Source organism: Corynebacterium intestinale, assembly GCF_023574125.1.
In the GTDB taxonomy this organism is placed as follows: domain Bacteria; phylum Actinomycetota; class Actinomycetes; order Mycobacteriales; family Mycobacteriaceae; genus Corynebacterium; species Corynebacterium hesseae.
The window spans coordinates 92,584-115,643 of the sequence record NZ_JAMKFF010000008.1; the positions used below are offsets into that span (position 1 = coordinate 92,584).

Below are 23,060 nucleotides of genomic sequence, written 5' to 3' on the forward strand. Positions count from 1 at the left end.
ATGACTGAATCAGCGCCCCAGTGGGGATCGACGGCCGATGCCGTCATTCTGGTGGGAGGTCGCGGCACTCGCCTGCGCCCGCTGACGATTGGCACACCGAAGCCGATGCTGCCCACGGCCAACTACCCATTCCTTCAGCACCTCCTCGCCCGCATCAAGGACGCGGGGATTGAGCACGTGGTGCTCTCCACCTCGTATAAGGCGGAGGTTTTTGAGGAGTACTTCGGGGACGGCTCAGATCTGGGTCTGGAGATCGAGTACGTCGTGGAGGAAACCGCGCTGGGTACGGGCGGCGGTATCCGCAATGTCTACGACAAGCTGCGCCAGGATACGGTCATGGTGTTCAACGGTGACGTTTTGTCCGGTATGGACCTCAACGGCATCCTCGATACTCACCACTCGAAGGATGCCGACGTGACGATGCACCTGCTCAACGTTGCCGATCCCCGCGCGTTTGGCTGCGTCCCGACGGATTCCAACGGGCGGGTGACCGCTTTCTTGGAGAAGACCGAGGATCCGCCGACGAACCAGATTAACGCTGGCTGCTACGTGTTTAAGAAGGATGTTATTGCGACCATCCCGGAGGGCCGTGTGGTTTCCGTGGAGCGCGAGACCTTCCCGCAGCTGCTGGAGTCCGGCCGCCTAGTGGTTGGGCACGTGGACAACTCCTATTGGCGCGACATGGGCCGCCCGGATGATTTCGTCCGCGGTTCCTCCGATCTGGTGCGCGGCATTGCGCATTCACCGTTGCTGGTGGGCCGCACGGGCGAGTCCGTGGTGGATGAGTCCGCGGGTATTGCCGGTGGCGTGCTGTTGCTGTCGGGTACGGCTGTGGGCCGCGGGTCTGTCATTGGGGCGGGTTCGCGTTTGGACGGCACGGTGGTCTTTGACGGCGTGACCATTGAACCGGGTGCCATCATTAATAACTCCATCATTGCCTCGGGCGCGCACATCGGTGCCAACGCGCATATCGATGGCTGCGTTATTGGTGAAGGCGCCACCATTGGCGCGCGCTGCGAACTGCAGGGCGGCATGCGCGTCTTCCCGGGTGTGAGCATTCCGGACGCTGGCGTGCGTTTCAGCTCCGACGCCTAAGCGCTGCGCCGTAAAAAGAAGAAAAGGCACCGGGAAGGAAGGAACCTTCTCGGTGCTTTCCGTATCTTTTGGGCGTGACGCATGGTTTTCATGGTGCGAATGAGATCCATGTGTTTTGCCCAACTGGGTGGCGACACGCCGAAGCAACCTTAGAATTGTTCACAGGGTTGGGGGCGGCCACTACATGTAGTACCCCCGATGATTGCCCCCTAGATAGGTAATCTGTGACGGATGTGAAAGTTGGGGATGCTGTACAGCGTTTTCGCTGGAGCCGCCGAAAAATCTCCCGCGACAGGTTGACGATATTTAGTGATTCGGTGTGAAATGACATCAGTGTAATCAACGGCACGGCGGGCACGGCACCGAAAAATCTTTTCGGTGTAGGGTCGGTGTCATCGAATCAAGAGAGAAACGACCTCGGAGAAAGGAAGCGGCGTGGACAATACAACGAATAACAGCGCTATTCTCCGTGGCGGTGCTGCTGCAGAGATGTCGCTCGATGAACTCTTTGGTGCCGTCGAGCAGGAGTGGCAAGACCAGGCGCTGTGCGCCCAGACGGATCCAGAAGCATTCTTCCCGGAAAAGGGAGGATCTACCCGCGAGGCCAAGCGCATCTGCCAGGCCTGCGCGGTGCGCGATGAATGCCTCGAGTATGCCTTGGAGCATGACGAGCGCTTCGGCATCTGGGGCGGGCTTTCGGACCGTGAGCGTCGCCGCCTCAAGCGTGAGATTGGTTAGAGCTCAAAGCAGCTACTAACCAGCACCAGTACTCCCCCTCACTGCACAGTCCTATGTCATTCGGCTCGGGTCTCGGCGGTGAGGGGAGTAGTGGTTTTAGGGCAGGGTCGCTCCGCACCCCTAGCCTTTACCAAGTAAAACGCGGATCGATATCACCGGGATCGACGTTGAGGTAATTGGCCACCAGAGCGGTTAGCACCGTGGACAGTAGCTCTTCACGCTCCTGCGCGGAGTGCACGCGCTCCTCCACGGGCATGCGGAAAATGACTAGCCGGGCGCGCGTGGGCTGCCCTTCGGAATCAACGCCCGCCGGGACAATGCGCCCGAGCGGAACGGGGCCATCCGCGATGATTTCATCCGGCAACACAGTCATATCAACTGAGAGGCGCATGCGGGGCACGGTATCAACGGCGAGATCGAGCCCGGTGAGCTGCTCGGCAAAGGCATTGTGAATGGGGGAGTAGGCCTCGAGCACGGCCATGTCGAAGCGCTCGGCGCTGCTGCGGTAGCGCGGCGTATTCTGCGGCAACAGCGGCCCGCGGGCACCACGGCCATGGCGGTGGCGGGCCGGGCGAATATGCGGGCGAGGCGTGGTCATGCGGCTTAGTCTAAGCCGCATCGAGGCGGGCTCGTGGCGAGACGCGCCGCGCTGAACTATCTAAATCTCAAGTTAGGGTTTAGACTTGGGCCCGTGAATAGCTCTCGCCATTGCTCCCGCCCCGGCTGCGGCCGTCCCGCCGTGGCGACGTTGACCTACGCCTATGCGCAGCAAACCGCCGTCGTGGGCCCGCTCTCCGAAGAAACCGATCCCCACGCTTGGGATCTGTGCGAAAAGCACAGCGCACGAATTACCGCCCCGCAAGGATGGGAAATGGTGCGCGTTGACCGCATCGAGCTCGATGAGGATGATGACCTTACAGCTCTCGCCGAGGCGGTCCGTGAGGCTGGGCGCGTGACCACTGGCCTGGTGGATGATTCCACTGCTGGTTCCGGCGCCGATCCCATTGACTATTCCGCTACTTTCGACGGCGCGGATCCGCGGAATTCGAACCACCCCGTGTTCCGAACCCGCCGCGTCCACGATGCCCGCCAGCGCCGCCGCGCTCACCTGACGGTGGTTCCGGACGCCGACTAGTTCGTCGCACGCGGATTACCGCGACTGACGGGGGTATGCTTGTGGGCTATGCGAACTCGTGAACAGCTCAATGCAGTGATCAAGGCCTATGACGTCCGTGGCGTCGTGGGTGAGGACATCGACGAAACCCTCGTGCGCGATACTGGCGCGGCCTACGCCGCCATCCTCCGCGGGGAAGGGGAGACCACCGTGGCAGTGGGCCACGACATGCGTCCGTCCTCCCCGCAGCTGGCAGCCGCCTTTGCTGAGGGCGCTGCCGCGCAGGGCCTTGATGTTATCCAGCTCGGCCTCACGTCCACCGATGAGCTGTACTTTGCCGCCGGCCACCTCAATTGCGCGGGCGCTATGTTCACCGCCTCCCACAACCCGGCTAAGTACAACGGCATCAAGCTCTGCCGCGCGGGCGCTGTTCCGGTGGGGCAGGAGACGGGGCTGGAGCAGATCAAGGACATGCTGATCGACGGCACCCCGGCCTTCGACGGTGAGCCGGGCACCGTCACTGAGCGTGAGGTTCTTCCGGACTACGCGGCATTCCTTCGCGGCCTGGTGCCGCTGGAGAACTCCCGCCCATTGGTCGTGGCTGTCGACGCCGCGAATGGCATGGGTGGCCACACCGTCCCGGCGGTTTTTGAGGGCCTGCCTTTCGACGTTCGGGATCTCTACTTTGAGCTCGACGGCACCTTCCCCAACCACGAGGCTAACCCGCTGGATCCGAAGAACTTGGTGGACCTGCAGAAGTTCACCGTCGAACAGAAGGCGGATATCGGCCTTGCTTTCGACGGCGATGCGGATCGCTGCTTCGTGGTGGATGAGAAGGGCCAGCCGGTCTCGCCTTCTGCTATTTGTGCGCTGGTGGCGGAGCGCTACCTGGACAAGTTCCCTGGTGCCACCGTCATCCATAACCTGATTACGTCCAAGACCGTTCCGGAGCTCATCGCGGAGAAGGGCGGCAAGGCCGTGCGTACCCGCGTGGGTCACTCCTTCATCAAGGCCCAGATGGCCAAGGAGAAGGCGGTCTTTGGTGGCGAGCACTCCGCGCACTACTACTTCCAGGAGTTCTGGAACGCGGACTCCGGCATGCTCGCTGCCATGCACGTGCTGGCTGCTCTGGGTGAGCAGGACAAGCCGCTGAGCGAGCTCATGGCGCAGTACTCGCGCTACGAGGCCTCGGGTGAGATCAACTCCACCGTGGATGACCAGAAGGCTACGACGCAGCGTGTGCTCGATGAGTTGGCGGACAAGATTGAGTCCGTCGACGAGCTCGATGGCGTTACCGTACAGCTGAAGGGCACCGATGCCTGGTTCAACGTTCGCGCCTCCAACACTGAGCCGCTGTTGCGCCTCAACGTTGAGGCCAAGACTGCCGACGAGGTGCAGGCCATCGTCGACGAGGTCCTCGGCATCATCCGCGCCTAGAAAACCGCCGCCGCCCCTCCAGCTGAAGGCATGAACATGACAAGCGAAGGAGCCTCCGTGCGTGACATCGAAAGTCTCATTGCCGTCGACGAACCGGCCTGGCCCCACCTGCAGAAGCCGCTGGCCGAATCTGATGCAGTCGTGCTGCCCATTGACTCAGAGCGAGGGCGGCGCTCGCTGTGGGAGCTGCAGGTTACCGCCGCGTCGACGATGGGAGCTGTCGCTTTGCACACCGGCGGCATTGTCGTCGACCACGGCTGGATACGTTTGTACGGCGGCGGCAGCGAACACTTGCCGAGCATTGCCGAAGCCAACGGGTTGGGAGGCGACATGTCGGCGCCGCCCGGCGAGCTGATTGTCGGGCACGACGTCCTCGGCGGTCTATTCGCCATTGACGGCGGTGCGCTGGGTGTTGCGCCCGGCGAGGTTTGCTATTTCGGGCCGGACACCCTCACATGGGACAGGCTTGGTGGCGGCTACTCGGCTTTCCTTCTTGCTGCGCTGGGTGGTGGCCTCGATGTGGTCTTTGAGGGGCTGCGCTGGCCGGGCTGGCAGGACGATGTGGCGTCCTTGGCGCTCACGCAGGGCATTTTCCTGTACCCGCCGCCCTCCTCTGTCGAGGGCAGCGACGTGAGCAAGGCGACGAAGTCGGTCGTCAGCATCCAGGAACTGCTGGGCACCAAGTAGCACTGCACCGCCTAGGAGTGGCCACGGGTCAGCTCAATTTACTCAAACTGCCTTCACCAGACGCGCAACCTTGAGACGTGAGCTATGAAATGTCTAGTTTGTTCCACCCAGCGGTGGAGTGGTTGGGGGCAGACATCCAGGTGGAGAGTTCTTGGATAACACTTGCGGCGTCGTTCTTATCGCACCAGTAGTGGTGCAGAGCATCGCCGAGGCGCATTTCTACGCGGTAGTTGTTGCTGTCTGGGCTGAAGTAACACTGGATGTAATGCTCAATTTTGGTGTTGTCACTGATGATCAGGAAATCCCGCGGATCGGTTCCCACATTGAGGTTCGCTAGTGACCAAGCATTTGTAGTGATGTAATCAATCCAGTAAGGAATGCTGCGGAGACTAGCCCAAGGCGCTTGGTACTCCATCGTTTCGGTGGTGAAGTTTGAGTTTTCATCACCAAATGTCCACACCAACTGCTCGTTCTCGAGGACGGTGAACGTTGTGAAGTAGGAAAGCATGGGGCTGACGGATAGGAGTAACTGGGCGATGTGGTCGTCGAAATCGCTGATGGCAAGGCAATTTGATCCGGTGAGCTCCACAGCTATCTTGTGTGGCGCTAATACTTTGGTGAGGTATTGGTAGAGCTGCAGAGCTTGTTGCGAGAAGTGGTTTTCTGCCTGGCTAGCGGAGATCACAAGATTATAGATCTCATCTGGCGCGGCTGGAGTGGTTGGGAGGTGGATGATTACTCGTTCTGTGCTCATTGTTGCTCCGTCGCTGGTGCCATTGTTGGTTGTAGAGTAACTCAGTTTCCCATGCGGGAGTAGTATTCCTCCCACTCCTCTAGAGTCGGTTCTCGGTTTGTGACGAGGAAATATCGGGCATTTCTTGGTGAAGCTGAAGACATGGCAACGTCGAGGCCGTTTTCTTCAAGGAATTCGAGAAGGCGCTGTTCGTTCATATCTTGAGCTTTTACTGGAAAGTCGGGAGCCATTGATTCTTCGGTGGTCTTTTTCCCGAGCCAATGTTGGGAGTAGGAACGCGTCATTGCATCTAGCTGATTCGAGTAAGTAATGAGTACCCATTGCTGGGAAACCTCGGTCTTCGTAATCGCCATCCCTAGGGGCGGATGTTCGAGTTCTTCATGGACGTGAATGAGGAGCTGGAAAAGGCGATCTGACTCGTTGAGCGAATAGCTCACCGCGGTTATTCCGTTTTGTTCTTGGAAGATCCAGACTCGATCGAGATTTGATAGTGGCTTAGTGGGTTTGTCAATTTCAACGAAGTTGAGGAAAAGCGGATCAAAGTCGCTTTTGACTGTGGCGATGGTGGATTCAAGGTCTTGCCAGAAAAACGCTGTGGGCTGGTTATATGCAATCTCGAAAGTCAAATCTTATCCGCCTTGGATGAGGGTGGGCTCCATTCTAAGGACGCGTGCGCCACCATCGTAATGATTGGCTGCACGGGCCTCCCGAAACGCACAGCGGGCGCAGGGAGAAGCGTGTGTGCTTCCTCCCCGCGCCCGCTGTGTTTGTCTTAGACATGCACGGTTAGGTGCTCGGCGCGTGCGCCTTAGTCGCGCGAGTGGGTGACCATCTCTTCCCACTCGACGAACTTCTTGCGCTCGCGGCCCTCTGCCTCACCCAGTGCGCGCTCGGCGGCGTCGAGCTTCTTCCAGCCCTCCCAGGTCAGGTGCTCCAGACCCTTGGACTTGAAGAGTTCCACGATGTCCTCCTCGCGGGAGTGGGAGAGGTTGCCCGCATCGGCGTCGGCAAGCAGCATGCCAATGGTCTCCGTGGCATCGGACTTGGTGTTGCCGATGAGCCCCACCGGACCGCGCTTGATCCAGCCGGTGGTGTAGAGGCCCGGCACGACGTCACCGTCGAGGTCGACAACGTGGCCGCCGTCGTTATTGATGACGTTCTTCTGCTTGTTGAAGGGAACGCCCTCGATGGCATCGGAGCGGTACCCCACGGCCAGGTAGACGGCCTGTGCCGGCCACTCGGTGAACTTGCCGGTGCCGGTGACGGAGCCATCGCCGTTGAGGGCGGTGCGCTCAGTCTTCACTGCCGTGACCTTGCCGTTCTCACCGATGAACTCCACCGGCTGCTCGAAGAGGTGGATCTGCAGGGTGTGCGGAGCTTCCTTGGGCTCGCGGATGGCGTAGCCCTCCAAGGTCTGGCAGACCAGATCGCAGGACTTGGCCTCTTCGCGGGCCTTGAGGGAGGCCTCGTCGTAGTCGATGTCCTCTGGGTCCACCACCACGTTGATGGTGGGGGAGTGGTCGAGCTCCTTAAGCTCCAGCGGGGTGAACTTAGCCTGTGCCGGGCCGCGGCGGCCGAAGACGCGCACGGTGGTGGCCTGGTTCTTAGCCAGGGACTCGTAGACGTTATCGGGGATCTCGGTGGCTTCCTTAAGCTCATCGCCAGTCTTGGCCAGGATGCGGGCCACGTCGAGGCCCACGTTGCCCACGCCAATCACCGCGACGTCGGTGGCAGAGAGATCCCAGGAGCGCTCGAAGCGTGGGTTGCCGTCGTAGAAGCCGACGAATTCGCCGGCGCCGTGGACGCCCTCGAGATCGGAGCCCGGGATCTGCATGCCCCGGTCACCAACGGCGCCGGTGGCGAAGACGACGGCGTCGTAGTATTCCTCGAGTTCAGAGACGGTGACATCGCGGCCCACAGTGATGTTGGACAGAAGGCGGATCTGTTCGGTGTCGAGCACTCGGTGCAGGGAGTTGACGATTCCCTTAATGCGCGGGTGGTCTGGAGCCACACCGTAGCGGATGAGCCCGAAGGGGGCTGGCATCTGCTCGATGAGATCGATCTGAACGTTGCCGCCGGTCTTCTTCACCAGGATGTCGGAGGCGTAAATGCCGGCTGGGCCGGCGCCGATGACGGCTACTTTCAGGGGCTGCTGGGTCATGATGGCCTTTCGGAATGTTGTAGTAACTAACGAAAGCTTAGGTCTAAACAAGCGTGGGTTTCATTGAACCGGCTTGTCTGCTGTAGGGCAACTGGGCCTAATTACATTCGGAGAACATTGTGGCATAAACCCAGCGTGCTTTGCATATTCGGGAGAAAATAAAAAAGACTGCTTTGTCTGTTTTAGCTAGACCGGTAGGTTTTCAGTAACCGACGAAAGGCAGCAGATTATGACCACCGCCACACAGCGAAAGCCACGCACGAAGAAACCGGAAGGCCAGTGGAAGATCGACGGCACCGCCCCGCTTAACGCTGACGAGGAGATTAAGCAGGCCGACGACGCCCTCGCCGTGCGCCAGCGCGTCATCGATATCTACTCGAAGCAGGGCTTCTCCTCCATCCCCGCCGAGGATCTTGCCCCGCGCTTCAAGTGGTTGGGCCTGTATACCCAGCGCAACCAGAACCTGGGCGGTGAGATGACCTCCAAGCTCACCAACGCCGAGCTGCAGGATGAGTACTTCATGATGCGCGTGCGCTTCGACGGAGGCCGCGCGGATCCTGCCAAGCTGCGCGCGGTAGGAGAGATTTCCCGCGATTATGCCCGTTCCACCGCGGACTTTACGGACCGCCAGAACATCCAGCTGCACTGGATTGAGATTGAAAACGTTCCCGCCATCTGGGAGAAGCTGCGCTCTGTCGGCTTGGATACCTTGCTGGGCTGCGGCGACGTGCCCCGCGTCATCCTAGGCTCACCGGTAGCGGGTGTGGCGGCCGACGAGATTATCGACGCCACCCCGGCCATCGAGGAGATTAAGAACAGCTATCTCCCGCGCGAGGAGTTTCACAACCTTCCGCGCAAGTTCAAGACCGCCATTTCCGGCAACTCCCGGCAAGATGTCACGCACGAAATCCAGGACATCGCTTTTGTTGGCACCGAGCACCCTGAGTACGGGCCGGGCTTCGATTGCTTCGTGGGTGGCGGTCTGTCCACCAACCCGATGCTCTCGCAATCCCTCGGCGCGTGGATCCCGCTTGAGCGCGTCCCGGAGGTGTGGGCCGGTGTTGCGCGCATCTTCCGTGACTATGGCTTCCGCCGCAACCGCAACCGCGCGCGCCTGAAGTTCCTCGTGGCGCAGTGGGGCATTGAGAAGTTCCGCAGGGTCCTAGAAGAGGAGTATCTGGACGCGCCGCTTCTCGACGGCCTCCCGCTCCCCATCGCCCCCGGCAACCGCGATCACCTCGGCGTGCACCGCCAGCGGGACGGCAAGTTCTACGTGGGCGTCAAGCCCACCGTGGGGCATGCCACCGGCGAGCAGCTCATCGCCATCGCCGACGTGGCGGAGAAGTTCGGCATTAGCCGCATCCGTACCACCCCGATGAAGGAGCTTCTCTTCCTCGACGTTGAGGAAGAGGATGTCCCCGCCCTGTCCCGCGCTTTGGATGAGACGGGCTTGTACTCCCAGCCCTCGGAGTTCCGCCGCGGCGTCATCTCCTGCACCGGCCTGGAATTTTGTAAGCTCGCCCACGTGACCACCAAGGCCCGCGCCATCGAGCTCGTCGACATCCTGGAAGATACCCTCGGTGACCTCGACGTGCCGCTGTCCATCGCCCTCAACGGCTGCCCCAATGCCTGCGCGCGCTCGCAGGTATCTGACATCGGACTTAAAGGACAGATCGTGACCGATGCCGACGGCAATCGCGTCGAAGGATTCCAGGTCCACCTCGGCGGTGCCCTCGGCCTATCCCCGGACTGGGGCCGCAAGCTGCGCGGGCACAAGGTGGTGGCTGATGAAGTCCCCGACTATGTCATCCGCCTGGTCAATAAATACAAGGAGCAGCGCGAAGACGGCGAGCAGTTCCGCCACTGGGTGTTGCGCGCGGACGAGGAGGACTTGCAATGAATTTCCGCCGCCAACCGAACCCGAACCGCAATCATCCCGCTTATTGCCCCTATTGCGCGGGGACGAATCTGTTTCCCGATGAAGAAGATGACTTCGCGTGGAAGTGCGAAGAGTGCCTCCGGATCTTTTCCGTGCGTTTCCATGGCCAAGATGATGCCCCCGTAGCGCCCGCGCCGGCGGTGTCCTCAACGGAGGCTTTGCAGCGCTCCCTCGCTCGCCGCGGCCACTCCACCGCCACCGCCTAGGAAAAGGACACCGCCCAGTCATGACAGCCCCGAATTCCACCACCGCACTGCTGACCCTCTCGCACGGCTCGCGCCATCCCGCGGCCGCAGCGAGCGTGGCGGCCCTGACCCGCGCTGCCGGCGAGCTTGCCGGTGCGCCAGCCACCGCCGCGCACCTCGAGTTCAACGATCCTCCCCTCGAAGAGGCCGCGCACAACCTTGCTGAACAAGGCGTGCGCGAGGCGATTGTTGTGCCCTTGCTTTTTACAGAGGGCTACCACCAGCGCGTCGACGTCCCCGCTGCACTGGCCCAGGCCTCCGCGGCCTCCGGAGTCACCCTCCGCCAAGCACGCGGCCTCGGCACCGGGGAGGATATGGCAAGGCTGCTCGCGCAGCAGGTGCCGGAAGGAACGGATACCGTCGTGGTGTATTCCGTCGGTTCCTCCGATGAGCGCGCCAATGCCGCGGTGGCTGACCTAGCAAGGCGTGTGGGCGAGCTCACCGGCTGCGCGGCGGAGGTCTCTTTTGCTACGCGCGGCGAGCGCCGGCCCGTGGGGCCGGAGGGGAGCCAGCAGGTCGTCGTGCCGCTCTTCGTGAGTCCCGGCCTGCTCTTGGAGCGCCTCCAAGGGTTTTCTGGCCATACCAGCGAGCAGCCCAGGCGTGTGCTCCCTCCACTAGGGGAGGCCCTCGCCGGCATTGTGTCCCATCGCTATGCGGAGGTGGCCCATGCGTAGCCTCATCCTTATCGCGCTGGCGGGTGCTGCCGCGCAGCTTGTCGACGGCGGCATCGGGATGGGCTTTGGCGTAACCTCTACCACCATCCTGTTGCTGGCTGGTCTGGGGCCGGCAACAGCCTCTGCGGTGGTGCACACCTCGGAGCTCGGCACCACCCTGGTCTCCGGAATTAGCCACTGGCGCTTCGGAAACGTGCATTGGCCCACGGTGCTCAAGCTCGGTGTGCCGGGAGGCTTGTCTGCCTTCGTCGGGGCGACGGTTTTGTCGAACCTTTCCTTGGAAGCCGCCGCACCGGTGACCGCCGCCATCCTCATCGCCTTGGGGATCAATCTGGTGTGGCGCTTTTCGCGAACGCCAAGCGCCGCACCCCGGGAATCCCGCCCGCATTCGACACCGTTCCTCGCAGGCCTCGGCGTGGTGGGAGGCTTCGTCGACGCCTCGGGTGGCGGCGGATGGGGGCCGATTTCCACCTCGACGCTCATGGCGGTTGGCCGCGAACAACCGCGGCGCATTGTCGGCACCGTCAACACCGCAGAATTCCTTGTTACCTTTGGCGCGACGGCAGGCTTCATCGTTGGCCTCTGGGAAGAAATCGTGGCCAACGCTGCCGCGGTCGTGGCCCTGCTTGTCGGCGGGGCGATCACTGCGCCGGTTGCGGCGTGGCTCATTTCCCGCATCAATCCCACACTCCTCGGTGGATTCGTCGGAACTGCCATCGTGGCGCTCAACATCCCCAAAGCTTTGGGGTGGGCCCTGCAGCATCCGCAGACCCTCATCGTGCAGTTCATCGCGCTCGTTCTGGGCGTGGCGGTGACTGTGTGGGGAAACGCCCGCCGTGCGCGCCGCGCTGGCGGCAAGGAAAACGAGCACAGCGGTGCCAGCACCGCGCCCCAGCGGGGCGGCAGCCGCGTTGTCGAAACCACGGAGCCGACCGGACGCGATGGCTTTCCGGTCGGCACTCCTGCGGAGGATTCAGAACCCGTCGGCGCGAGCTCGCCGCGATCCTAGGAACGTGCCGTATTGGCGCTGATTAGAGCCCGGCGACCTTGCCGATAACAATGACCGCTGGTGGAGCCACCGAGTTTTCCTCCATTGTGGGTCCTAGTTCGGCGAGCTCGCAGTGGAAGGCCCGCTCACCGTCGAGGGTGCCCTCCTGGATGATGTGCACGGGGGTGTGGGGTGAGAGGGAGGCGTCGATCAGCGCGGTGGCAATGGCCGCCGCGTTCTTCACGCCCATGATGACCGAAAGCGTGGCTCCAGACCGCGCTAGTGCTGCCCAATCCACCAAGGACTTGGGGTGGCCTGGCGGCAGGTGCCCAGAGACCACCGTGAAGGCATGGACGACACCACGATGGGTCACCGGCGTTCCTGCCAGCGCAGGGACGGCCACCGCCGAGGTCACTCCGGGGATGACCTCCACCGGGAGACCCGCGGCGGTAAGTGCGGTGAGCTCTTCGAAGCCGCGACCAAATACATAAGGATCGCCGCCCTTCAGACGCACCACGCGGCGGCCTGCCTGGGCGTGCTCGATGAGGATCTCGTTGATGCGCTCCTGGGCCACTTGGGCGCGGTAGGGGATCTTGGAGACGTCGATAAGCTCCTTGGCGTCAACATCACACAGCTTATCCAGCTGGGCGGTGGGGCCGAGGTGATCAGCCACGATGACCTCGGCTTCCTGCAGCGCCCGCATGCCGCGCACGGTGATGAGATCCCACGCGCCAGGGCCGCCGCCGACAAGGACTACCGGATGAATGCTCATGGCCACTCATCCTAGCTATGCTCGGGCTTATGACTTCCTATGACCCCGAATCCGTGAGCTTCTTTGACATCGCCCACGAAGGTGCGCAAGCTCGCGTGGTGGCCGCCGCCGTACCGGAGCTGGCTCGCGTGCTGGGTGGGCTGCGCCCGCGCAGCATCGTCGTCCTTGCCGCTGACCAGGTTTCCCGCGCCGCTGCCCACGTCGCCGTGGGCCTAGCCGAGCCCGCTGAGGTTCCCATCATGGTCAGCGAATCGCTGCCGCTCTTTGTCGGTGCCCTCGACGTCGTGGTGGTGGCGGGGGATAGCCCATGGGCAGAGCGCGCGCTGCACGACGCCGCGCGCCGAGGTGCGACGACGATTCTGCTGAATGAAATCGAGGATGCTCCTGAGGACACCGTTGTCATCGACACCCTTCCCACGGCCGAAGGGATTTCACCGGTGCGCGCCATCACAGCCGTGCATGCGGTGAGCGCGGTGTTAAGCGAAGACCCGGTGTTGGTCTCCCGCCGGTTGGAGGACGTTGCCGATGCCGTGGACCGCGAGCTGGAAGCGCTGTCACAGCAGCGCGATTCCACGACGAACCCCGGGCGCGCGTTGCGTGAATTTGTGGAAGGCGGACGAATCATCCACAGCTGTGGACCCGATCCCTATGCGTTCTCGGAGGAGCGCACGCGGGTGCACCTCGACGCTCTCGTTGCCCGCATGGCGGGCGCGCTGTGGGCAGTCCATGGGCTAGGCGGGACCGTCGTCGACGCGGAAGGCTTAGGGCCGATTCTGCAGACAAATCCGACGGACATCTTCTATGACCCGTTTGAATCGGAGGAGCCTTTGGTACCCTTGAAAGTTGTTTTATGGGGACAGGAAGAGGCGAACCTTCCCCACTCGTTCGCAGCGGCGAGCGCCGATACCTCCTGTGGGGAATTGGCCCGCGCGCTGCAGTTGATTACGCGCAGTTATGCCGCGACCGCCTACGACGTGAAATAGAGGAAGTCAATGAAGTTGCTCACCAGTGCTGCCCGCAATTACTCGTGGGGCTCGCGCACGCTGATTCCGACGCTGCTCGGCGAGCCCGAGGCTCAAAGCCCGGTTGCTGAGCTGTGGTTTGGTGCGCACCCGGCGGATCCCTCAACGATTGAGGGAGAAAAGCTGGATGAGATCATCGCGGCGGATCCGCAAGGCCAGCTGGGGCAGCGGGTGGCTGACAAGTATGGCGCCGGCCTTCCCTTCTTGCTGAAGATTTTGGCGGCTGCAGAGCCGCTGTCGCTGCAGGCGCACCCTTCGAAGCAGCAGGCCGAGGAAGGTTTCGCCCGCGAGAACGCGGCGGGAATCGACCTCACGGCGTCAAACCGCAACTACAAGGATGACAACCACAAGCCAGAGCTCATCGTGGCGCTCACGGAGTTCTACGCCATGGCGGGTTTCCGTCCGCTAGCGCAGACCCGCAGCCTCTTTGCGGCCTTGGACTGCGAAGAACTGGCTCACTACGAGGGCATGCTCGACACCGATCCTGCCGCTGAAGGCGACAGCCTCCGCGCGCTGTTTACCACGTGGATTACGATCCCGGGTGCCAAGCGCAAGGAGCTGATCAGCGCGGTGGTAGCGGCGGGCGAGCGCCTGCGCGGCAACCAGGTGGGCGAGCCGTGGATGGCCACCGTGATGGCAACCGTGGCCAAGCTCAACGAGCAATATCCGGGGGATATCGGCGTGTTGGGCGCGTTGCTGCTCAATCACATCGTCCTGCAGCCGGGGGAGGCGATTTACCTTGACGCTGGGCAGCTGCATGCCTATGTCTCTGGCCTGGGTGTAGAGATCATGGCTAACTCCGATAACGTGCTGCGCGGTGGCCTGACCCCGAAGTTTGTTGACGTCCCCGAGCTGGTTAAAGTCCTCACCTACCAGGCGGCAGAAGATCCGCGCGTGGACCTGAAAGACGCAGCCGAGACAGGAGGCATAAAGGGTGCAGAGGCATGGTCCTACCCAGTGCCGATTGAGGAGTTCCTGCTGGATCGCGTCGAGCTTTCTGGTGAGGAGAGTGTCGAGGTCGACAGCGATGGCCCCATGATTGTGTTGTGCACCTCCGGCTCGGTGGCACTGAGCAATGCCGAGGCAGAAAACGTCAGCCTTGGCGCGGGTCACGCGGCGTGGATTCCCGCTAGCGACCCGGCCGCCATCGTTCGTTCCACCGGTGGCGAAGACGCCGAGGTGTTTATCGCCCGCGTTTAGTCTGCGGCTGTTTCGTTAACTCTGCTGCCGTTGAGTTAACGGCGCGGGTATTAGGCGGACTGCGTCAATGCTGATGCGGCGGTAGTTTCGCCGTTGTCGGCTAAATGAGCAGCGGTGGGGGTCGCTGCGGAAGGCTCTTCCGCCGCGGGAGCATCATCCGTCGGCGCGGCGGGAGTCGGGGCGGCCTCGTTGGTGCGGTAAGCCGCGGATTCGCGCTCCACTGCTTCCACTACATCGGCGCCTTGTACCTCGCCGCCCTGTGGAGCGGCATCGATAGGCTCGCCCTGTTGCGCTTTCGGCTCCGCATCAGGCGCGGGCGCGTTCTGAGTGAACCCGGCGGGGTGCGGGATGAAGGAGCCAAGCGGTTCAGGAACTCCAGTGTTCTGCGAGGGCGTAGGTTCCTTGGGTTGCGGCTGCTCAGCGGGCTGGTTGCCGTCCTGGTCCTCCACTGGGCCCTCTTGCGGCACGGCGGTCTGAGATTCCGGCGTGGCCGACGGCTGAGTGGGCTCGGAGCTTTGCTGAGGAGTACCCGGAATCGGTGTTTCGGAGGCCGGAGTAGAGCCGTCCGTTGGCGGCACGGCAGGGGCCGTGCTGACCGGCGCCTGCGGGTACGGATTGTTCGGAGTTGCCTGCGGCTGCTGGTTCTGCAGTGAGGAAACATTGTCCGGGCGGTAGACGGCCGTGGGGCCAACCGGCTCCGTGCGGTTCACCACGGCATTCGGTGCCAGGTAGGGATCCTCCGCCGGCGCGGCGACATTAGTTTTCGATTGCTTCGGTTGCGTGGATGTCGGGGCAGCCGTGGTGGTATAGGAATGCGTTGTCGAGGGAGCGGAAGACGCGGTGCTCGACACGGCGGTGGCAGCGGAGGGCTTAGACACGACGGATTCGGGCGCGCTCATGCGCCACACTGCGACGCCTACGGCGACGGCACAGAGGAGGCCGGCCGCGACAAAGACCAAGATGCGGCGTGAACTGCTCGTCATGCGGGGTGCTCTCCTTCCTGCACAAAAGCCTGCGTAAATGTCACAAGTCGGTAACAACGATAACACGAATCCGGAGATAGTAAATGGCCTGGGCAAAATTCCCCGTTTAGGCGTGGCATAGGGCAGTGGGCGAAATGCAGCATATGGAGGAGGACAGGAGGAGAGGCAGTCGGAAGACGGCACGGAGCGATGTGACCGTAATAAAACCGCGCTCTTGACCGAAGCCTTGCATGAGGGCATCTAAAGAATGGTAGAAATTGGATTAGATACCGGCTGCGCGGAGCGCCCGCCCGCGAAGCTGCACCGGCCCACCGTGGATACACGAACGCGGATAAAAACACAGACCCCTAATTCACTTAAGGATGAAGGAGAAAGCAATGAGCTCATGGGATGAGGACATCTTCGCCGACGAGGTCAACGTCGACTTCCTGGATGAACTGGCAGACCTTGAGGATGAAGAAATCGTTGCCGCGGTAGATGATGCCTGCGCGCTTGCGGTCTCGGGCGAAGAACAGACCGAGGAGGAGCAGCGTAACGCCTTGGCGGCGGCCACGATAGCCGCGATCTGGGCAGGCGCCCCGTTCAGCGCCGGAGAAGTCGTCGAAGACTATCCCTTCATCCGGGATCTCGCCGGATCCGGCAGCGAAAACCTCAACGAACATGCCCTGGAGTTGCTCGAAGAGGTCGAGGAAGACTACGACCTCGAGCCCTTCATCGAGGCCTTGTCCTAACGGCAGCACTAGGTACACGCTAGATATAACAGCATGCTGATCAGTATTGAAGGAATCGATGGCGCGGGTAAAAACACCATTACCCAGCGCCTGCGGGAAGAACTAGCCTGCGATGTCGAAGTCTTGAGCTTTCCCCGCTACGAAGAGTCCATCCATGCGCAGCTCGCGCAGGAGGCCCTGTATGGGCGTATGGGGGATCTGACCGATTCGGTCTATGGAATGGCTACGCTCTTTGCGCTGGATCGGCACGGAGCCAAAGAGCAGCTCCTTGCCGCCGCTGAGTCCACGGATAGCCTGCTCATCTTGGATCGCTATGTGGCGTCCAACGCTGCGTATTCCGCCGCGCGGGTCGGCGGTGAGCTCATCGTCGATTGGATCTATGAGCTCGAGTTTGAACGCTTCGGCCTGCCGGTGCCGCAGCTGCAGATCTTTTTGGATACCGACGTCGCCCTTGCCGGTCAGCGTGCCGTGGCCCGTGCAGCAGAGGATGAAGGGCGCAACCGCGACCGCTATGAGCGCGATGCCGCGTTGCAGTCTCGCACGGCGGCCGCCTACCGTCGCTTAGCAGAGCAGCAGTGGGCAGGGCGGTGGATCGCCACCGCGGATGCCGATATGATTATCCAAGCTGTCAAGGAGCTTGTAGGAGAACAATAAAGTGGCACCGAAAATCTTGGTCGTGGATGATGACCCGGCAATCGCCGAAATGCTCACCATCGTGCTCGAGGCAGAAGGGCTGGAGCCTATTGCCGTTAACGATGGAAATGAGGCGATCCCGGCCTTCCGCGAGCATGACCCGGATCTGATCCTGTTGGATCTCATGCTTCCGGGCATGAATGGCGTGGATATTTGCCGCGCCATTCGTACTGAGTCCTCGGTGCCCATCGTCATGCTGACGGCGAAGACAGACACCGTTGATGTGGTTCTCGGCCTCGAATCGGGTGCGGATGATTACATCACCAAGCCCTTCAAGCCGAAGGAGCTCATCGCCCGTATCCGCGCGCGCCTGCGTCGAATCGATGGGGGCACGGGAGAAATTATTGAGGTGGGGGACCTGCTTATCGACGTCCCCGAGCACACCGTTACCCGCAAGGGCGGCGAGGAGATCTCGCTGACTCCGCTGGAGTTCGACCTTCTTCTGGAGATGGCGCGCAAGCCCGGCCAGGTGCATACTCGCGAGGCGCTGCTTGAATCTGTCTGGGGTTACCGCCACGCGTCCGATACGCGCCTCGTCAATGTGCACGTCCAGCGCCTGCGCGCGAAGATTGAGCACGACCCCGAGGATCCGCGTATCGTCCTCACCGTGCGCGGCGTGGGGTATAAGACCGGGAAAACCGCCGAGTAAAGGACTGCCGCTATTTTTGGTTGGTTAAGGCGAGTCCGGGATGGCGTCGTCGAGCGCTGGCGCACCTCCCTGCAGACACGTGTCCTGGGCATGATGCTGGTGGCTTCCACGGTGGTCATGATCATCCTGGCCTACGCGCTGGTGTCAGTGCTGACGCAGCAACTAGTGAGCCAGAAGGAGGACACGGCGCTACAGGAGCTCGATCGCGCCCGTGTGGCCGTGGAACAGCAGATCGATGCCACCGGTACGGCAAACTCAACGCAGGTGCGCATCAATTCTGCACGCGCCGCCTTGGGCCAATTATCGGCGCAACAACTCGACGCCCAGGCCGTGTATGAACCAGTCATCGTCGTGGAGAATTCCGACGGCACGGCCACGACGTCCCCGGAGGGCTACCGCATCCCCGACGGGATGCGCGAGCTCGTTGGCCGGGGCCAAGTCGTGCAGCAATACGCCACGGTGGACCAGCAATCGGGAGCAACCTACAACGCGCTGATGGTGGGCACGCCCATTGAAAGCGACATCCCGAATACCCAGGTCTACCTCGTGTTGTCCATGGAATCTGAGGAATCCGCGATGGCGCTCATGCGTGGTTTGCTCTCGGCTGCCGGAGTGGTGGTGGTTGTCCTCCTCGTCGGCATCGCCTGGCTGGCCACCCAGCAGGTGATCGTCCCGATTCGCTCCGCCTCGCGTATTGCGCAGCGCTTTGCTGCCGGCCACCTGCGTGAGCGCATGGTGGTCAACTCAGACGATGAAATGGGCCGCCTCGCCTCCTCCTTTAACGACATGGCAGATAAGCTGTCTAAGCAGATCACCCAACTGGAGGAGTATGGCGATCTCCAGCGGCAGTTCACTTCTGACGTGTCCCACGAGCTGCGCACGCCATTGACAACGGTGCGCATGGCGGCGGATGTCATCGCGGAAGATGCGGATGAATTCAACCCCTACACCAAGCGCTCGGCGGAGCTGCTCATCAAGGAGCTGGACCGCTTCGAGGACTTGCTCGCGGACCTGTTGGAGATCTCTCGCCACGATGCCGGCGTGGCTGACCTCTCCACGGCATCCATCGACATTCGCTCCTGCGTGGACTCCGCGCTAAGCCAAGTGGAGCACCTCGCCTCGGAGCTCGGAGTGGAGGTCGTCGTTCATGTGCCGGAGGAACCCGTCGCCGTGGAATGCGATTCGCGTCGCGTCGAGCGCATCCTGCGCAACCTGCTTGCGAACGCCATCGACCACTCTGAGGGCAATCCCGTCATCGTGGACGTCGGCGCGACTGAGGATGCCGTCGGCATCGCCGTCACCGACTCCGGCGTGGGTCTCAAGGAAGGCCAAGAAGAGCTGGTGTTCAACCGCTTCTGGCGCGCGGATTCTTCGCGCAAGCGCCATTCTGGTGGAACCGGCTTGGGCCTTGCCATCGCTCGCGAGGATGCCGTGCTCCATGGCGGCACGCTCGACGCCATCGGCTACTACGGCGTCGGTTCGCGCTTCCGATTGATCCTTCCACGCACTCCGGGGCAGCAGGTGGAGTCCGAGCCCATTGCTCTGGAAGTGCCGGGGGCACCGAAGCCCATAGAAGCAGAGGAACAATCCGCTCTTGAGCTGAGCGCTGATCCGGAGGCTCCTGCGGTTAAAGCAGAAACGGACAACGGGATTGTGTGGCCCTCCGAGCGTGAGGCCCGCGCTGTGGAGCCGCCTTTTAACCAAGACAGCGTGCCCGACTTCGAGGAGGAGGCTCAGCGATGATTTCAGCCCGCCGCCCGCTCGCAGTACTCAGTTGCGTCGCACTCACCGCTCTCGTTGGTTGTTCGACGTTGCCGCATAACACCGATCCACAGGTTATTAGTACCTTCGAACCGCATGACCGGGCCGACGATGCCGTCGTCGAGCCGCGCGCCGATAGCGAACCTGACTTGCTTGTCCGTGACTTCTATTCGGCCGTGGCGATTCCCACCGGCAACTACGCTGCCGCACGCACCTTCCTTTCCTCTGAGATAGCCAACTCGTGGGACCCTACTGACACCGTTCTCGTGGTGGATTCCATCGATCTGGTGACCTCGAACATGGAGGACGGTGCCCTGGAGTATTCGGTGCGCGGCAATATCATCGGCCGTCTGGCCAATGGCGGGGCCTATGTCCCCGATAACTCGCGTCTTGAGGCGACCGTTCGACTGCGCCAATTCAATGGGCAATGGCGCATTACGGATCTGCCTACCGGTGCCGTGATTGAGCGCACCGAATTGCGCAATCGCTATCGGCCGCAGTCGCTGTACTTTTTCGATACGACTCAACGCCTGCTTGTGGCGGATCGTCGCTGGCTTTATTCGGGAAAGGATTCGATTGCCTCGGAGCTGGTCACGCTTTTGCTGCAGGGACCATCTTCCGATATCGCGCCAGCAACCTCCAGCCTGATCCCCAAGGACGCCACCTTCTTGGGAATCAATGATGGAGTCTATGAGTTCAGCGGCATGGCCTCGATGACTCAGGAGGAGCGCCTTAAGTTCGCCGCCCAACTGGTGTGGACCCTCAACAACGCCGAGATCACGAACTCCGTCCGCGCCACCATCGATGGCAGCCCGCTTGTGGATGGCATGGAGGAGATGACCATTGATGATTTCGCGGAGTTTAACCCCGAGGTAGCCGCCCAATCGGTGCCCAAGCTTTATGCAGTCAACGATGGTTCGCTGCTTGAGGTTAAGGGTGAAGGCAGCGCCGAGGTGCCGGGCATGGCCGGGCAGATTCATGACATTCAGTCCGCCGATATCTCCGATGAGGGGATGGTGGCCGCCGTGCGCAAGCGCTCCGAGAAGGAGTCGCAGCTAACGATGGGCGAGCTTGGCCACGAGCTCGAGAATTCGATCAAGGGCGAGACTTTGGCCCGCCCCACTTTTGAGGTGGGCGGCCAGGTGGCGTGGACCGTCGTCGACGGCAAACACGTGGTCCGCGTGACGCGTTCTCCGGCCACCGGAGAGCTGAGCACCGCCGAGGTTGACACCTCCGCGTTGGAGAACGTGGAGGGAGAGATTTCGGTCATCCGTCTGTCACTCACGGGAGCACGCATCGCCATGATTATCGACGGCAGCGTGTACACCGGCGTGGTTGCCCGCGCGACGTCGGGAGAGCGCCGCATAGTCAACGTCCACCAGGTGGGCCCGGAGCTGACCGGTTCGGCGCTGTCGGTGGAGTGGCAGACGGACGGCTCCCTGCTCGTGGGTACCTCCGCTTCGAATTCTCCGGTGTGGCGCATCGAGCAAGATGGTTCTTCGGCAACAACACTGCCTACCGGAAACATCACCGCGCCCGTGGTGGCGGTGGCGTCCTCACTGTCGACGCACTACGTCACCGATGCGCACGCCCTGTTGCAGCTTCCTGCGGGCGGGTCCGAGCGCTCCTATTGGCGTGAGGTCGAAGGTCTGCAGGGCGTGCGCTCCTCACCCATCATCGCGCGCTAGAGTCGCGCTAGAGTGGGGAGCATGCCGAAAAACCGGGGGATAGGGGAGGCCGCCGCCGCACTTCTGGAACTGTTTCTGCCGCGCCCGTGCGCGGGGTGTGGCGGTGAGACCACCGCAGGCGGGGTGCTGTGCACGGCCTGCCAGGAACACCTTCGACAGGTGCCACGCCGCGTGGAACGCCCGCAACCCCTAGGTTTTCCGGCCTGGGCCCTTGGCCCCTATTCCGATACTCGCCGTGGGGTCATCATCGCTATGAAGGAACGCGGGCACCAGGCGGTGCGAGCTCACCTCGGTGCGGTGTTGGCTGCCGGCGTCGAGTACCTGCGCGCACGCGGCGATATTCCGGAGACCGCGCTGCTCGTGCCGGCGCCCACACGCGCGTCGTCGGCCCGCCAGCGCGGTGGTGATCCCGTCGCTGCGCTGTGCCAGGCGGCGTCCGCCCGGCTTCCGGGCTGGGACGTGGTCAATGCCTTGAGCACGGCCGAAGGTAGTGCGGACCAGTCGCAGCTCGGCGCGGTGGAACGCGCCGACAATATGCGCAATGCTGTGCTCTTGCGGCCCTGCGCCCGCGAGCTGGTGGGACGCAGTGTGCTGCTTGTCGACGACGTCATCACGACCGGAGCGACTCTTCGCGCCAGCGCCGCTCGCGTGTGGGCCATCGGGGGTGACGTGGCCGGCGCGATTGTGCTGGCAGACGCGTAGGGCGGGGCGTCGCCAAGCATGCACAGAGGGGGCCACTGACCGGGTTGGTTATGACCAGTGGTAGCATGAGGGGTGTCACAGGGAAGCGGGCGCCAAGCCCCTCATCACAGGATTGTGAGCGTCCGCAGAATGTGCAGTCATTCAGTCCCCACGAGAATAGGGAGGCATTTAATGTCCCAGCAGACCAACGCTCAGGTCACCATCACCGGCCGCAACGTGGAGGTTCCGGAGCACTTCCAGGATCGCGTCACTGAAAAGCTGGCCAAGATCGAGCGTCTTGATCCGACCCTGACGTTCTTCCACGTGGAGCTGCAGCACGAGCCGAACCCGCGCCGCGAGTCCGAGGCTGAGCGCCTGCAGATCACCGCCACTGGTAAGGGCCACATCGCACGCGCCGAGGCCAAGGAAGATTCCTTCTACGCGGCGCTCGAAACAGCCCTGGGCAAGATGGAGCGCTCCCTGCGCAAGGTCAAGGTACGTCGCGAGAACGTGAAGTCCGGCCACCGCGCTCAGAAGGGTACTGGTGAGATTGCTGCTGAGCTGGTCGCCGAGGCTGAAGCAGCCAAGCCGGCCAAGGAAGAGCGCTACATCGACCCCTACGCAGAGACCGTCGAGGACGTTCGCCCGGGCCAGGTTGTGCGCTTCAAGGAGCACCCAGCCACCCCGATGTCTGTTGATGATGCACTCAGCGAGATGGAGCTGGTTGGCCACGACTTCTACCTCTTCATCAACGAAGAGAACAACAAGCCTTCCGTGGTTTACCGCCGCCACGCATTCGACTACGGTCTCATCTCCCTGACGGATGCTGATGCTTAAGGCCTAATCCTTCAAGGGCCTTAGCTCTCCGGCCCACAGGCTCCCTGCCCCGCAGCGCACGCGCGCAGCGGGGCAGGGAGCTTTCTTAAGTCTCTATTAACATCCATTAATCCCCATCTCCCGCGCTCTGCGTGGGGAGGAGGCGGCCGCAAGAGGGGCGCGGGGCAGTGGCCGGATTCGCACTTTGGGTTGGGTGTCGAATCGTTACAGA

24 protein-coding genes are annotated in these 23,060 nt (G+C 62.2%); 18 read left to right on the forward strand and 6 right to left on the reverse strand.

Annotated elements, in window-relative coordinates:
- Positions 1–1,095, forward strand: a complete 1,095-nt coding sequence (manB, locus tag M5J06_RS09460) for a mannose-1-phosphate guanylyltransferase (protein WP_250224509.1) — start codon at positions 1–3, stop codon at positions 1,093–1,095.
- 489 nt (positions 1,096–1,584) lie between these two features.
- A complete protein-coding gene (locus tag M5J06_RS09465; protein ID WP_005528147.1) occupies positions 1,585–1,833 on the forward strand; it encodes a WhiB family transcriptional regulator in 249 nt (82 codons plus the stop codon).
- A 127-nt stretch (positions 1,834–1,960) separates the two neighbouring features.
- Here the strand turns inward: M5J06_RS09465 and M5J06_RS09470 are convergent, their stop codons facing one another.
- Positions 1,961–2,431: a metallopeptidase family protein gene (locus tag M5J06_RS09470; protein ID WP_070564863.1), complete on the reverse strand. Its 471-nt coding sequence runs from the start codon at positions 2,429–2,431 to the stop codon at positions 1,961–1,963.
- A gap of 93 nt (positions 2,432–2,524) precedes the next feature.
- Between M5J06_RS09470 and M5J06_RS09475 the strand changes: the two genes are divergently transcribed.
- Genes M5J06_RS09475 through M5J06_RS09485 form a run of 3 tightly spaced genes read left to right on the forward strand, consistent with a single transcriptional unit; the run spans position 2,525 to position 5,071 of the window.
- Complete coding sequence (locus tag M5J06_RS09475) at positions 2,525–2,968, forward strand: DUF3499 domain-containing protein (RefSeq protein ID WP_083299235.1); 444 nt, start codon at positions 2,525–2,527, stop codon at positions 2,966–2,968.
- 48 nt (positions 2,969–3,016) lie between these two features.
- Positions 3,017–4,384: a phosphomannomutase/phosphoglucomutase gene (locus M5J06_RS09480; RefSeq protein WP_070530873.1), complete on the forward strand. Its 1,368-nt coding sequence runs from the start codon at positions 3,017–3,019 to the stop codon at positions 4,382–4,384.
- Between the two features lie 57 nt (positions 4,385–4,441).
- Entirely contained in the window at positions 4,442–5,071 is a 630-nt protein-coding gene (locus M5J06_RS09485; protein ID WP_250224510.1) for a DUF2625 family protein, read from the forward strand.
- An 82-nt stretch (positions 5,072–5,153) separates the two neighbouring features.
- Here M5J06_RS09485 and M5J06_RS09490 read toward each other — a convergent pair whose 3' ends face one another.
- The 3 genes from M5J06_RS09490 to M5J06_RS09500 form a co-directional block, all read right to left on the reverse strand.
- Positions 5,154–5,825: a hypothetical protein gene (locus M5J06_RS09490; protein WP_250224511.1), complete on the reverse strand. Its 672-nt coding sequence runs from the start codon at positions 5,823–5,825 to the stop codon at positions 5,154–5,156.
- 41 nt (positions 5,826–5,866) lie between these two features.
- Positions 5,867–6,451, reverse strand: coding sequence for a hypothetical protein (locus tag M5J06_RS09495; protein WP_250224512.1), 585 nt, complete (start codon positions 6,449–6,451; stop codon positions 5,867–5,869).
- A gap of 182 nt (positions 6,452–6,633) precedes the next feature.
- Positions 6,634–7,986 carry an FAD-dependent oxidoreductase gene (locus M5J06_RS09500; RefSeq protein WP_250224513.1) on the reverse strand — a complete coding sequence of 451 codons (1,353 nt, stop codon included), beginning with the start codon at positions 7,984–7,986 and terminating at the stop codon, positions 6,634–6,636.
- A gap of 229 nt (positions 7,987–8,215) precedes the next feature.
- On the opposite strand from M5J06_RS09500, the gene M5J06_RS09505 reads away from it, so the two are divergent.
- The 4 genes from M5J06_RS09505 to M5J06_RS09520 are packed head-to-tail and all read left to right on the forward strand — an operon-like array spanning position 8,216 to position 11,853.
- Entirely contained in the window at positions 8,216–9,886 is a 1,671-nt protein-coding gene (locus M5J06_RS09505) for a nitrite/sulfite reductase (protein WP_250224514.1), read from the forward strand.
- Positions 9,883–10,131, forward strand: coding sequence for a hypothetical protein (locus M5J06_RS09510; protein WP_250224515.1), 249 nt, complete (start codon positions 9,883–9,885; stop codon positions 10,129–10,131). The genes M5J06_RS09505 and M5J06_RS09510 overlap by 4 nt, the downstream gene beginning before the upstream one ends.
- Before the next feature lie 20 nt (positions 10,132–10,151).
- Positions 10,152–10,844 carry a sirohydrochlorin chelatase gene (locus M5J06_RS09515; RefSeq protein ID WP_250224516.1) on the forward strand — a complete coding sequence of 231 codons (693 nt, stop codon included), beginning with the start codon at positions 10,152–10,154 and terminating at the stop codon, positions 10,842–10,844.
- On the forward strand, positions 10,837–11,853 hold the full coding sequence (locus M5J06_RS09520) for a sulfite exporter TauE/SafE family protein (protein ID WP_250224517.1): 1,017 nt from the start codon (positions 10,837–10,839) through the stop codon (positions 11,851–11,853). Before M5J06_RS09515 ends, M5J06_RS09520 begins: the two co-directional genes overlap by 8 nt.
- 22 nt (positions 11,854–11,875) lie before the next feature.
- Here M5J06_RS09520 and cobA read toward each other — a convergent pair whose 3' ends face one another.
- Positions 11,876–12,604 carry a uroporphyrinogen-III C-methyltransferase gene (gene cobA / locus M5J06_RS09525; RefSeq protein WP_250224518.1) on the reverse strand — a complete coding sequence of 243 codons (729 nt, stop codon included), beginning with the start codon at positions 12,602–12,604 and terminating at the stop codon, positions 11,876–11,878.
- Between the two features lie 29 nt (positions 12,605–12,633).
- Between cobA and M5J06_RS09530 the strand changes: the two genes are divergently transcribed.
- Positions 12,634–13,587, forward strand: coding sequence for an exopolyphosphatase (locus M5J06_RS09530; RefSeq protein ID WP_250224519.1), 954 nt, complete (start codon positions 12,634–12,636; stop codon positions 13,585–13,587).
- Positions 13,588–13,596: 9 nt separating this feature from the next.
- Complete coding sequence (manA, locus tag M5J06_RS09535; RefSeq protein WP_250224520.1) at positions 13,597–14,826, forward strand: mannose-6-phosphate isomerase, class I; 1,230 nt, start codon at positions 13,597–13,599, stop codon at positions 14,824–14,826.
- Positions 14,827–14,876: 50 nt separating this feature from the next.
- Here manA and M5J06_RS09540 read toward each other — a convergent pair whose 3' ends face one another.
- Positions 14,877–15,809 (reverse strand): DNA-directed RNA polymerase II, encoded by a 933-nt coding sequence (locus M5J06_RS09540; protein ID WP_070564893.1) that lies wholly within the window; start codon positions 15,807–15,809, stop codon positions 14,877–14,879.
- Positions 15,810–16,186: 377 nt separating this feature from the next.
- Between M5J06_RS09540 and M5J06_RS09545 the strand changes: the two genes are divergently transcribed.
- The 7 genes from M5J06_RS09545 to hpf all read left to right on the forward strand — a co-directional run bounded on the left by M5J06_RS09545 (position 16,187) and on the right by hpf (position 22,849).
- Positions 16,187–16,540 (forward strand): DUF4259 domain-containing protein, encoded by a 354-nt coding sequence (locus tag M5J06_RS09545; RefSeq protein WP_070522555.1) that lies wholly within the window; start codon positions 16,187–16,189, stop codon positions 16,538–16,540.
- A gap of 33 nt (positions 16,541–16,573) precedes the next feature.
- Entirely contained in the window at positions 16,574–17,194 is a 621-nt protein-coding gene (locus tag M5J06_RS09550) for a dTMP kinase (RefSeq protein ID WP_070530849.1), read from the forward strand.
- Between the two features lies 1 nt (position 17,195).
- Positions 17,196–17,882 carry an MtrAB system response regulator MtrA gene (gene mtrA / locus M5J06_RS09555; RefSeq protein ID WP_070522560.1) on the forward strand — a complete coding sequence of 229 codons (687 nt, stop codon included), beginning with the start codon at positions 17,196–17,198 and terminating at the stop codon, positions 17,880–17,882.
- 69 nt (positions 17,883–17,951) lie between these two features.
- Positions 17,952–19,625, forward strand: coding sequence for an MtrAB system histidine kinase MtrB (gene mtrB / locus M5J06_RS09560; protein WP_256485939.1), 1,674 nt, complete (start codon positions 17,952–17,954; stop codon positions 19,623–19,625).
- A complete protein-coding gene (lpqB, locus tag M5J06_RS09565; protein ID WP_250224522.1) occupies positions 19,622–21,331 on the forward strand; it encodes an MtrAB system accessory lipoprotein LpqB in 1,710 nt (569 codons plus the stop codon). The genes mtrB and lpqB overlap by 4 nt, the downstream gene beginning before the upstream one ends.
- Positions 21,332–21,352: 21 nt before the next feature.
- Positions 21,353–22,033 (forward strand): ComF family protein, encoded by a 681-nt coding sequence (locus M5J06_RS09570; protein WP_250224523.1) that lies wholly within the window; start codon positions 21,353–21,355, stop codon positions 22,031–22,033.
- 171 nt (positions 22,034–22,204) lie between these two features.
- The gene (gene hpf, locus M5J06_RS09575) at positions 22,205–22,849 is read left to right on the forward strand and encodes a ribosome hibernation-promoting factor, HPF/YfiA family (RefSeq protein WP_070522571.1); all 645 of its coding nucleotides are present in this window, start codon (positions 22,205–22,207) and stop codon (positions 22,847–22,849) included.
- Positions 22,850–23,060: the final 211 nt, after the last annotated feature.